The following is a 12,360-nucleotide window of genomic DNA, read 5'->3' on the forward strand; positions in this document are numbered from 1 at the left end:
CACACATGACATCTCCTTGCAAGCGGCTTGCACCATTGGGAATGGCGCGATCATGAGGAGTCAACGAAATCGCTCAAACCGGGCAATGATTGGGGGCTTCCATAGCCGGTTGCTTCATCCGGCGGAATCGCGAACCGGAAACGATATTCGCCGCAGCCGATCACCAGATTTGCCATAGCGCCGCCAGCGTCAGCAGTACGACAAGAATGGCAAGCAGCCGGTTCTGCCGCCTCTTTTCCACTAGAAGCGCATCCATCTTTTGCTCCAGGCCCTTTACGCGAAATTCACTCAGCGCCTGGTGCATCAGGCGTGGGAATTGGGGAAGCATCATTCCCCAGCTCGAGGCTTCCTTGCTCAGACGGCGGGTAAAACCGCGCAATCCCAATTGCTCGGCCATCCAGTTTTCGAGGTACGGCTTGGCGGTGGTCCACAAGTCGAGATCGGGGTCGAGGTCGCGTCCCAATCCTTCGATATTCAAGAGGGTTTTTTGCAATAGCACTAGCTGAGGCTGGATCTCGACATTGAATTGGCGCGATGTCTGGAACAGGCGCAACAATACGCGGCTGAAGGATATTTCCTTGAGAGGTTTGTCGAAGATGGGTTCGCAAACTGCACGGATCGCTGTTTCGAAGTCTGCCACGCGAGTATCTTTTGGCGCCCATCCGGCCTCCACGTGCGCTTCGGCCACGCGCTTGTAGTCCCGCCGGAAAAAAGCAAGAAAGTTTTGTGCCAGATAGTTCTTGTCCTCATCCGTGAGGGTGCCCATTATGCCGAAATCAACCGCGATGTAGCGGCCATCATTGCCGACAAAGATGTTTCCCGGGTGCATATCGGCATGGAAATAGCCATCGCGGAATACCTGGGTGAAGAAGATTTCCACTCCCACGCGGGCCAGCCTCGGTATGTCTATGCCCTGCTCCTGCAGATCGGCCACGCGACTGATGGGTATGCCCTTCACCCGCTGCATCACCATGACGCCCGAGTAACAGTAGTCCCAGTAGACTTCGGGCACCAGAAGCAGGGGGGAATCGAGAAAATTGCGCCGGAGCTGGCTGCAGTTGGATGCCTCCCGCATGAGATCCAGCTCATCTTCGAGATGCCTGGAGAATTCGTTTACCACTTCCCGCGGCTTGAGCCGTTTACCGTCGGGCCATAGCGCCTCGACCAGCCAGGCCCCGGTTTCCATCAGTGCCACATCGTGGGCGATAATCGGCGCGATACCGGGGCGCAGCACCTTCACCGCAACTTCGGTGCCGTCATGCAGGACTGCCAGGTGTACCTGTGCAATGGATGCGCTGGCTACCGGCTCGGCGTCGAACAGCAGGAATATTTCATTGACGGGCTTGCCGTATATCTGCTCCAGCGTGGCCAGAGCGATACTGGAGGGAAACGGTGGAACCTGGTCCTGCAGCTTGGCAAGTTCGTCGGCAATATCCGGGGGAAGGAGGTCGCGACGGGTCGAAAGCATTTGCCCGAACTTGACGAAAATAGGACCAAGCGCCTCGAGCGCAAGGCGAAGACGCTCGCCCCGCGCACGATCCAGCCGCCGCCAGAACGTGGCTGCCCTGACCACTGGCCGTACCAGGCGTAGTCGTTCATGGCCGAGAAAAAATTCATCCAGGCCAAACTGGAAGGCTACCGAAAGTATCTTGAGAAGACGAAGGAAACGCATTTATTCTATTTGTTGTGAAACAGCAGCCAGGGATTTTGCCACTGGGTCATCGCGATGCCGCATCACCGTATACATGCCAGGGTTGACAGCGGCGTTCCCCCCGGGATTTGCCGGAGTCCCCTCAAAAAGTCTTCTCAGGTTGTTTGCACTGCTTTCCTGTCTAGCGTGTCCAGTCTTTCTTCCAGGTGTCTGGTATCCGCAGATAACCGGCTTATCTCTCGGGTCAGTTCACGCATATCGACGGGCTTGGCGAGTACCGGCTGTTCTTCCGTCCAGTATTCCGTCATTGTCTGCAGAAGATTATGCAAGACCCCTTTCTGCCATTGGATCAGGTTATCTCCGGTTCGTACCACGCGATGGGCGAGAACATCACCCATTATCCTGCTCAGATCTTCCTCCACATCCCAGCGCAGGCTTTTCACTATCTGGAGAATTTCGTCGGCGAATGCGCTGTCGCCCGAAATCCTGATTTCGGGGCAAGCATCGGTATTATTGGCAAGCAGCCGTGGAAACAGGGTGGGATGGAGGGTGAATATCGCGTCGCAAGGGGAATTACTCGCCGCTGCGGATACCTCGCCCCCGACTTGTACAGTCAGGGCGAGGTCAACAAGGGGAGGAAGGCGAAAACGCGCAGTTTTTCCCGCGTAAGCCTGCAGTCGCCTGCGGGCCCAACTTTCACTCTGGAGCAGATGGTTGAGCGGCGCTATGGCGACGGATGCCAGCATCACAACCGGATCAGGAGACCTGCTGGATTCCCGCTAACAGCCAGACAGACTCCGGATCCTTTAAGTTTTTTTGCACATGCCAGATTTCATCAAATGTTTCCGGCAGCGCATTGGGAGCCTCGCGCAACTGCCCGTTGAAGCGGACGCTGGCAATGGCCAGGTCATTCTCGGTGACGACTTCCAGCAAATCGGCATTGATCGCCATCACTTCCGTCTTCTGCGGCTCGCTGCCTCGTTCGCTGATTTGCATGCTGATTTCCGCGAACATTTCGGGAGTAGTGTATTCCCGGATATCACTGGTATCCTTCGCGTCGTTAGCGGCCTGCAGGCGGATGAAGGACGTTTTCGCATTGCGCAGGAACGGTTCGACCTTGAAATCCGCCGGAATATTTGCCCTGCTGTCCGGCGAAGAAACAGCCTTTACATTTTCCGTGTTCTGCGGTGCCGCAGCCGCTGCGGGCACCGGCGGGATACCATGGTTCCCGGCAGGCCCTGCACCCGAGAACTGCATGGGCCGCGCCGGCTGCTCCTGGCGTGGCCTGCGCAGCATCCTCACCACAAAGAATATGGCGGCCATCAGTGCGGCCAGCATCAGTACATCCATCATGTTGATGCCTTCGAACGCTCCGCCCATGAAAAGGGCAGCCAGGAGTCCGCCGGCGGCCAGGCCTGCCAACGGTCCCATCCATTTGCTGCCGCCGGCGGCTGCCTGTCCGGGAGCCGCGGCAGGCGGTTGACCGGGTTTGGGAGCAGCTTGCTGGCTCATTGCTTCGCGTTGCTTGCCGATGCTTTGGCCACCGCCGAAACGGCGGGCTTCGGCGTCATAGGCGGCCAGTCCAAAACTGAGTATCGCGAAGGTTAATAAGGTAAATATCTTCTTCATGAGAATCTCCCAAAGATATACGAATAGACAGTCGAAATTGAGAGTATAGCATCATCGATTAGTTCAGACGGCCCATAAATCGTGGGTGATAGCCGGATCTTTTTTGCCTCCTGTTTTTTGTTTTCCGCCATGATGGCCATCATGATGCAGTCAGGCGGCGATTCAGCGATTCCCAGGCCTGTATGCTGCCCGCTCGCACGTCGTCTTCATTATCGAATTCTATTGTGCAGGCACGCTCCTGCGACGACAGTTTCTCCTGCTTGTTTCGCAATAGTTCCAGAACGGTAAGGTCGGCTTCGGAGGCATCATCCGATCTGGTCTGCCGCTGCGCGATACGTTCCCGCATTGTGCCGATGCTGGTTTTCATGGAGGCGATGACGAAAGGTATTCTTCGCTCATACGCAAGCCGCTGGAATAGTTCGCGCTCGTCCCGGCGGAGGAAGGCCGCATCCACGATCACCGGGATGCCTCCATCCAGCAGGCTGCGGGCAAGACCATGGAGATGAGCGAAGGTTCGTTGCGTGACATCCGCGCTGTACAGATTGTCCGCCAGGGGATCGCTGCGTGCCATCGGTGACAGTCCATGGAGGCGCTTGCGCTCCACATCGGAGCGTATGCGTATTGCTTGCAACCGCTCCAGCGCGGCCTGGGAGAAGGTGGTTTTGCCTGAACCCGGCAAACCATGAGTAATGATCAGAGCGGGCTGGCGCCGGTTCAGGCATCTTTCCGCAAGCGCGATGAGATTGAGGCAATCCATGCACATTTTTTTTCTCGTGCGCCGGGCCAGGCCGGGCTGTGTTCCACGTGTTGTGCTAACCATGGCGCGAACCGTGGCGCGATAGGCTATATAAAAAGGCAGCAGCGATGCGCCTCCGTAATCTCCGGTTTCTTCCAGATAGGCGTTCAAGAAGCGAAAGGCGAGATCGGGACGCTGATAATGCATCAGGTCCATGGCCGGGAAGGCGATTTCGCTCGCCACGTCGATCCAGCGCAGGGCGGGGTCGAACTCGATTCCATCGAAAGGAACGGGTTGGCCATCGAGCAGCACGATATTGCCCAGATGCAGGTCGCCGTGGCATTCCCGTACAAAACCTTGCGCCCGCCGGCGCTCGATATGGTCCTTGCAATGGGCGTATTCCGTATCGCTGGCGTGGCGCAACCGGGCAATGCCAGCTTCTTCTGCGCTGTCTGCAAGCAATGTTTCCAGACGATCCAGCGCTTGTGACATCGCTGATTGCACCAAGCCTGCCGATCCGAAACTGGAAGCGGATGTGTCCGCTGGCAGGCTGGCATGAAAGCGCGCCAGGATCATGGCCAGGTTATCGATCTGTTGCGACGCCAGCCTGTTCTGCGCTGCCAGCTTGTCAAACTGCCTGGAGAAAGGAAAACGGCGCATTAGCACTGCATATTCCAGGGCCGGCAGCAGTCCGGGCGCTGGCGTTTGCGAACTGCCGCCGCCAATGGGAACGGTATCCAGATATATCTGCGGTGCCAGGCGGCGATTGAGCCGGACCTCCTCTTCGCAGTAATGGCGGCGCGATGCCAGGCTGCGGTAATCCAGAAATCCCAGATCGAGCGATTTTTTAATTTTGTATGCGTAGCGGCCGGCAAGCAGGACCCAGGAAATGTGCGTCTCGATCAATCGGACTTTTTTTGGGGGATGCGGATAGCAGCGCGGATTCAACAAGCCCTCGACTAGTTCGCGCTGGAAGTCTTGCCCCGCCTGGGGTTCATGGCGATGCGGGTTTTCCTGCCCCGGCTGGTTGTTCATGTAATCCCTTCGTGCAGCAAGGAAGCCGCGCCGCGCTGCATGCACGGCTTCGACAATTGATGGGCCGGCAGACGATGGGCCGGCAGACTCAAGGGCAGACTCAAGATCAGCATCTTTTCCTCTTTTCCCGGATGCCCACCGCGGCGAATTATGAGAAACTGTCCAGGGAAAACCAGGAAATCGATCTCATGCACCATCATCCAGATCCAGATATGGCCGCGTCCCGGGCCGCAAGAATTCGAAACGCGCTATGGGGACTTTTTATCGGGGATGCGCTGGCAATGCCGGCACATTGGTTTTATAGCTTGAAAAACATCCGGACCTCCTTCAACGAGGGTATCCGGGGCTATGAAGCACCGCCCCATCCCCATCCGGAAAGTTTCATGGTAGGCATGGCCTATCGGCCGGACGTGGAGTCCGCGAACCGGCTGGGGCGTCCGTATGACATCCTTCATGAGCACGCGCGCTTCTATGATACCACCTATGGCAGCCTCGCAATTCGTTCCACGGAGCGGGAGGGGGAGCATGGAAACCGGGTTCCGCGGCTTGCGGACCGCTTTCATTATCATCATGGACTAAAAGCCGGGGAGAACACCCTTGGCGCCCACCTGGTACGCGTGCTCATGCGTTCGGTAATTCGCCGCAGGCGTTATGATCCGCGGGATTTTCTCGAGAGCTTTGTACAGCATCTCGCCACACCTGGCGAAAACCAGGATCCCTATACGGAAATCTATCTGCGGCGCTGGTTCGAGAATTATTCCCGAGGTTTTCCCATCGAAGGATCCGCCGAATTCCAGCGCAATATCTGGTCTATCGGGTCGCATGGCGGCGTCATACGCCCCCTGGTTTTGTCTATGCTTGCTGAAAGCGCATATCAGGGACTGGGATTCGCGATGGAACATCAGTCTCTTACCCACCGGTCGGAAAATGTCGCGAGCGCGCTGGGTGTCCTGGTTCCGCTGCTGAACGCATTGCTGAAAGGCGGGGATCCGGTCGAGGCCATATTCTCCTATGCCAGGGCGATAAGGCTGCCGAGAATCACGGGTGAGGATCTTTTTGCCACCTACCGCAACCATGGCGGGCCGGGCAGCATTCCCAGGGACGAGATGTGGCAATTGCATGTAAGGCTCGACGAGGGTCCTTTTGAGATAGCCGGATTTGTGCGGCAGCGTGGCGAAGCGGAGGTGGTTCGGCACCTCCTCGCGACTGCCTGCTATCCCGAGCATGGTCTTCCATTGATGCTGTATCTCATCATCAGGCATGGCGCCGGAATCGAAGAGTCACTGCTGGCCAATGCCAATGCGGGTGGGGATAACGTGCATCGCGGCATGATCATGGGTTTGCTGGTCGGTGCCTGCGGCAACAGGCTGCCGCTTCATCTGGTGGAAGGGCTGGTTTCAAGCCACGAATTACAAACGGAGATCGATGCGTTTGCCGAAGTCATTCTGGAAGGAGCGATTTAAGGAAGCGCTGCACAAATTCTCGCTGACGCGGCGGCGGCTTCGTGGGCTCCTGTTCCATCCTTTTCCATCGAAGCCATGTAACGGCCCTGTAGCGAACTCACCATATAGGTGAGTGTCGAGTACCGTAAAAAGTCTTTGTGGATCATGACTCTAAATTGGAAATGAGCGGTCAACTGCCGGATTTAGGGTCAAGGATTTCCCTGGTTCGCGGGCAGGAGATGTTGGCCTCGAGATCGTGGCAGCGTGTTCGGCGGATGTGCCTGATTTTTCATTCATAGCGCAAAAATTCCTCCGCCAGCGAATCGTCTCCGTAGCGCCTGATGAGGGCCTCTATCTCCGCAAGCAAAGCATCGTCTTCGTCCTCCTCCAGGACGCCTTCTCCGACAAGCCTTGCGGTCAGGCCGCCCGAAGCGATGGATTCTTTCACTGCCGCCAGGGTGGGTGGATTTTCCCGGTTCTCGTCGTTCACCATGGCTTCGATCACGCGCGAGAGCGGTTCCGTGGCAACGCTTTGCGTAAAGTCGATGGCAAGCGCGTCCTCTCCAAATTCCTCGATCAACGCATCCATTTCGTCCAGTAATGACTCGTCCAGATCGAAATGATGCAGCTGCTCCGTCTCTGTTAGCGACTGGGGCAGCATGTCTGCGAGAAAGGCGCGTACCGCGGCGAGCGTTACGGGTTCCTCGGCATCGGGATCGTTGGCTTGGCTTGCGATCAGCGCGGCCAGGTTAGGGCTGACGCGTGTGGCGATATCGACGGGATTGCGAATCATCTGCTGATCCTCTATGGAAAGTGGAGCGGCGCTGCAGATTACGCATGAATATCTGCGGGCAGCACGAGCGACACACTATCAGTCTAGAATCCGCCGCGAAAATGTCAACATTGCGTTGTGGCGCGGACTGCCGGCATATTCTGGAAGCTTGCCATGGCCAGTATTTCTATTCCCCTGCGGAAAGTCGGCAAGCCGGAGCGTTCCAGCAGGACGCAGGGTTTGCCAAGGCAAGCGCAGTACCGTTTTACATGGAAAAAAGCGGCATGATTGACGCAATCGACCGGACAAATTACTGCGTCGGCCCGGAGAAGCAGCGCGCCAAGCGGATCTGGCCCATCGTGCCGGTCGCCGCGATAGATCAGAAAATGCCCCCCTGTTGCTTCAACAAAGTGGCGGTATGCCGGATACAGGGCGGCGCGCCCGCCGACGCACAGGATGCAAAGCCCGGCGAGGCACGGACCCGCCTGATTGCGACCCGGCTTATTCGCCTTGCCGAAGGAAGCAGATACGGAGGCCTGTGGCGCCTTGATCAGCGGTGTGGCAGACCATTCCGGCTCCCCATCGGTTTGGGTCCCGGAACAACGTGTTTTCACAAAGACGATGTCATGCTGAAATAACCGGGTGCCGTCGGTGGACTGGTATCCTGGAACAGGCGGCGTGCCGCCACCCGCATGCTTTCGCCGACGCTGCGTACGGTCCGAAGGTCCCATTTCCCGATCCATGAAAAGTATTCTAAAAACAGCATCAAATTTTCTCTCCAGCGCCATTCTTATGCGCATTGCGAGAGAATTTCCTTGACGCTGGGGCTGGTTCAGGTGTCGGCCCTGAAGAAGATAGTCGGACATCGCGTCACTCATGATAGCGAGAATGAGAATTATTAACATTTTAGTATGTATGAAGGCGGATTGCAACAACGGGCGGATGTGCTCCGCCGCAATTATCGGGTTCTACCTCATCTGTGTGGCTTCTCGCGGAAGGTCAGGGAGAAGTACGGCTGCAGTCAGCGGGAATCGATCCATATCCGCTGGATGTCCTCATCGCTTGCCGGCGGCGGGAAGCGATTTCCTTTCGCGCAGGAATTGCTCGATCCGGTCTGGGGTTACCCCTGGGCTGAACAGATATCCCTGCATCTCGTCACATTTGAGCATACGCAGCAGGTCTGCCTGTTCCTCTGTTTCCACACCTTCCGCAATCACCCGCAGATGGAGCGAATGTGCCAGCGATATGATCGCGGACACGATATTGAGATCGTCCGGATTGGTGGTCATATTGATTATGAATGCACGATCCACCTTCAGGACGCTCACAGGCAATTTGGCGATATAGCTGAGGGAAGAATACCCGGTGCCGAAATCATCTATCGCGACCTCGACATTCATATCGCGGATGATCCTGAGCTTTTCGATGTTCTGCTCGATGTCCTGCATGATCACGCTCTCCGTGATCTCCAGTTCCAGCCCGATCGACACGTTTCCGGCGTGATGCAAGGCGCTTGCAACCATACTGACGAAATCCTTCTGCCGAAGCTGGATAGGGGATACGTTGACAGCAATTTTCGGCGGGTTGAGTCCGAGAGACTGCCACTTCTTGAAATCCGATATAGCTTTGCCCAAGGCCCAGCGTCCCGCATCGAGGATCATCCTGGTTTCTTCGAGAAGCGGAATGAAGCTCAGCGGTGGTACCAGCCCGTTTTCCGGATCCCGCCAGCGCATCAGTGCCTCGAGTCCGCTGATATGGCCGCTTTCGAGATCAATTTTCGGCTGGTAATACAGTATCAGTTGCTCCTCCTCCAGCGCCCGGCGCAGCTTGGTCTCGAGCTTCAGTTTTTCCGTAACACGGGCATTGAATTCGGGCGCATAGTAGAGATGCTTGTCCCAGGAAAGCTTGGCCTTTTTCAGTGCGATTTCGGCATTACGCAAAAGGCTGTCGGTATCGCGGCCATCCATGGGATACGAAGAGGCGCCCGCCCTGGCGGATATCCGCAATTCCTGTCCAGCGATCAGGAAAGGGCGGCCCTGTATGCCAACCAGAATCTTCTCCAGGGTATGGGCGATGTCGGTACTTTCCTCTTCATGGCTTATGGCGAGCGCAAAATGATCGGAAGAGAGATGGGCCAGAATGTCTGTTTCGGCCAGCATATGTTTTAGCCGCTCCGCAAGCTGACGAAGCACGCTATCTCCAGCTTGGCGCCCAAGGGATTCATTGATGCTGCTGAACCGCTCGAGGTCGAGAATCACTACCGAGAGCGCTCTGGAACTGTTCTGAAATGTGCCGAGGCGCTGATCGACCCGATCCAGAAATAGCGAGCGATTGGGAAGACCGGTCACAGCATCGAAAAAAGCCAGATAGTGGAGGCGCTCCTCTTTTTTCAGGTGGTCCATGGCAAAGGAAATATCGCCTGCCATTTCAGTCAACAGGGTCATTTCCCCCTCGTCGAAGAAACCGGTTTCCGCGGCGTACAGCTTGAAGATCCCGGCGAGCTGGCCTTCGAGGGTCAGCGGCAGGACCACCATGGAGTTGTAGCGGTGATCCGCCGCATCCTTAGCCCACGCCCGTGCCCGCTCGTCGCTGGCAAGATCATTGCAGACGGCCGGCCTGAGCGTGTTGATCGCCTCCGCTATCAACCATGAATTTCCAGGAGCATCAAGCACAGCAGTGAAGTTCAACTGCGACAGATAGCCGTGCTCGTGACCCGCCTTGGCCATGGGCGTGATGTTTTGCGTTTCCCGATCGTACAATCCGATCCATGCGAACACGAACTGGCCATGATCGACCGCAATCCGGCATGCTTCACCGAAAAGCTCCTGTATTTCCCCAACGCGCACGATGGTCGTATTGATCCCGCTCAATACTGCGTGAATCCGGTTGAGCCGGATGATCCTCTCTTCATATTCCTTGCGCTGGCTTATTTCCGCGGTCAATGCAGTGGTGCGGTCTTCCACCAGTTTTTCCATGTGTTCATGCAATCTGGCGCGTTCCAGCGCAATACCGATCTGATGGCCTGCTCCATGAAAGGTCTCCAGTTCGCTATCCGTGAAAGAATCCTGCTGCTTGCCCATCAGATTCATGATCCCGAGATTCTGACTGCCAGCCCACAGCGGGATACTGGCATGGCAGGGGAGACTGAAATTATCGGAATCTGGAACGAGGCGGCTGCAGTTGATTATCCTGGCGGTGCGGCTGAGTTCGCCCGCAAGGAATAGATGCCAGCATTCGCAGGAGCCTTCGGTTTTTTCGGTTGCAAAGAACGGGGGTTCATTACAGCAAGCGGCAAGCTGTAAAGCACCGTTGTTCCATAGGTAGAGCCATCCGGCTTCCACGCCTGGCAGCTCCAGCGCATATTCGAGTGCCTTATCGCAGACCTCGCGTTCTGTTACCGCCCGGTTCAGGCCTTCCGCAATGCGGTAGAGTCCATTCAGCAAGTGGTTCGAATGTGCCAGTTCAAGCTGCCGCGCATGAAGTTCCTTGTTGATATGGATTGCATCCTCATAGATCGAAATCAAAAGATCCACGATCTGCTGCCGTTCGGCGGTAATGAAGTGTTTCTGTCCGCCAAGGTAGATTTCCATTCCTATCTGCAGCTTCTGGCTCTTGCGCAATTCCTGGTTCATCAATAGGTAATCGATGCGAGCGAACAGATACCGGTCCTCATACGGCTTGCGGATGAAATTGTCGGCGCCGCATTCCAGCCCTTTCATGATGTCGCGGATGTCGGAGAGCGAAGTGAGCAGGATTACGGGGACATCGTTGAGGCCCCCGTCATGTTTTATTTCTCTGCAGAATGTAAAGCCATCCATTACCGGCATCATGACATCGCTGATTATCAGGGCTGGCTTGCGCTGCCGAGCCAAGGCAAGAGCCTGCTTGCCATCCACCGCCACCCTTATCGTATAGCCCTTTGATTCGAGCAGATACCGCAATTTTTCTGCCTGGGTCGGACTGTCTTCCACGAGGAGTATTTCGATACCGCTGCTATCGTGCATTTGAGTCATGCTAGCCGTATTCCCTGTATGTCATGAGGATCTGCCAGGCTTATCAACATCGGCGCGATTTTTTCCAATGGCAGAACGAATGTTGCCGCGCCCAGCCTAGCCGCCTCGCCCGGCATGCCATGCACGACAGAACTGTCCTTATCCTGGGCAAAGGTGACAGCGCCTTTTTCCTTCAGCCTTCTCAGTTCTTCCGCGCCGTCGCGCCCCATTCCCGTCAATAATCCGGCAACCGCCTCACGCCCATAGACTTCGCAAATCGATCGAAAAAGACTGGAAACGGAAGGCCGCAATCCATGCTCCGGTGGATCTTTTGTCAGAATGATTCTTCCTTCCCGCACGATCTTCATATGGAATTCGTCGGGCGCAATATAAGCATGCCCTGCCAGCGGAAGCTCGCCATGGGTGGCGACATGCACTGGCGGACCGGATGATTTCGATAGCCACTGGGCCAGCCCACCCACGAATCCCGGGGATATATGCTGGACGATCAGGATCGGTACCGGGAAGCTTTTTGGAAGCGCCGCGAGAATCATCTCGATGGCGGATGGGCCTCCAGTCGAAGCGCCAATGCCGACAACGCTGAGGCGAGTCTTTTCCGGAGCAGGGGTTGGGGTGGCAGGGCGTGGAGGCAATGAAGCCGAAGCAGAATTTCGCATTCGCGCCCAGCGCCGGACCATTTTTACCTCTGACATCAGTTTTACCGTCTGAACCATATGCCGGACCATGGCCTGGTAGTCCGGGTGCCCGACGCCGGCGGGGCGCGGCAATATCGCGAGCGCGCCCGCATTCATGGCATCGAATGTCGTTCCCATCTCTCCCATATCCTGGCTGCCGCTGACGATCACGATAGGGATCGGGTTTGTTTCCATGATGCGGCGGGTCGCTTCCAGACCGTTCATCTTTGGCATGTGTATGTCCATGGTGATGACGTCGGGATGCCGCTGCTGCGCCATGCCCACGGCTTCCTCACCGTCGCGGGCTGTTGCGATAACCGCGATGTCGGGGTCGGACTCGAGAATATGAACAAGGAATTCGCGTATCACGGCCGAGTCTTCCACTACCAGGACATTGATCATAAAAAG

9 protein-coding genes are annotated in these 12,360 nt (G+C 56.5%); 1 reads left to right on the forward strand and 8 read right to left on the reverse strand.

Annotation, left to right across the window (positions count from 1 at the left end; translation table 11 throughout):
- Positions 1-160: 160 nt before the first annotated feature.
- The 4 genes from ubiB to ACZ5CE_RS04360 form a co-directional block, all read right to left on the reverse strand.
- Positions 161-1,672: a ubiquinone biosynthesis regulatory protein kinase UbiB gene (gene ubiB, locus ACZ5CE_RS04345; RefSeq protein ID WP_464576562.1), complete on the reverse strand. Its 1,512-nt coding sequence runs from the start codon at positions 1,670-1,672 to the stop codon at positions 161-163.
- A gap of 134 nt (positions 1,673-1,806) precedes the next feature.
- On the reverse strand, positions 1,807-2,397 hold the full coding sequence (locus ACZ5CE_RS04350) for a ubiquinone biosynthesis accessory factor UbiJ (protein ID WP_464576564.1): 591 nt from the start codon (positions 2,395-2,397) through the stop codon (positions 1,807-1,809).
- Between the two features lie 10 nt (positions 2,398-2,407).
- Complete coding sequence (locus tag ACZ5CE_RS04355; protein ID WP_464576565.1) at positions 2,408-3,280, reverse strand: Tim44 domain-containing protein; 873 nt, start codon at positions 3,278-3,280, stop codon at positions 2,408-2,410.
- A 139-nt stretch (positions 3,281-3,419) separates the two neighbouring features.
- A complete protein-coding gene (locus tag ACZ5CE_RS04360; RefSeq protein ID WP_464576567.1) occupies positions 3,420-5,051 on the reverse strand; it encodes a bifunctional aminoglycoside phosphotransferase/ATP-binding protein in 1,632 nt (543 codons plus the stop codon).
- Between the two features lie 11 nt (positions 5,052-5,062).
- On the opposite strand from ACZ5CE_RS04360, the gene ACZ5CE_RS04365 reads away from it, so the two are divergent.
- On the forward strand, positions 5,063-6,514 hold the full coding sequence (locus tag ACZ5CE_RS04365; RefSeq protein ID WP_464576568.1) for an ADP-ribosylglycohydrolase family protein: 1,452 nt from the start codon (positions 5,063-5,065) through the stop codon (positions 6,512-6,514).
- 268 nt (positions 6,515-6,782) lie between these two features.
- Here the strand turns inward: ACZ5CE_RS04365 and ACZ5CE_RS04370 are convergent, their stop codons facing one another.
- The 4 genes from ACZ5CE_RS04370 to cheB form a co-directional block, all read right to left on the reverse strand.
- The gene (locus tag ACZ5CE_RS04370) at positions 6,783-7,286 is read right to left on the reverse strand and encodes a hypothetical protein (protein ID WP_464576569.1); all 504 of its coding nucleotides are present in this window, start codon (positions 7,284-7,286) and stop codon (positions 6,783-6,785) included.
- 104 nt (positions 7,287-7,390) lie between these two features.
- Positions 7,391-8,131, reverse strand: a complete 741-nt coding sequence (locus ACZ5CE_RS04375; RefSeq protein ID WP_464576571.1) for a DUF2325 domain-containing protein — start codon at positions 8,129-8,131, stop codon at positions 7,391-7,393.
- 189 nt (positions 8,132-8,320) lie between these two features.
- Complete coding sequence (locus ACZ5CE_RS04380; protein ID WP_464576573.1) at positions 8,321-11,278, reverse strand: EAL domain-containing protein; 2,958 nt, start codon at positions 11,276-11,278, stop codon at positions 8,321-8,323.
- On the reverse strand, positions 11,275-12,354 hold the full coding sequence (gene cheB, locus ACZ5CE_RS04385) for a chemotaxis-specific protein-glutamate methyltransferase CheB (protein WP_464576574.1): 1,080 nt from the start codon (positions 12,352-12,354) through the stop codon (positions 11,275-11,277). Before cheB ends, ACZ5CE_RS04380 begins: the two co-directional genes overlap by 4 nt.
- Positions 12,355-12,360 lie beyond the last annotated feature (6 nt).

The sequence above is a fragment of the Nitrosospira sp. TNL200 genome, from assembly GCF_055386305.1.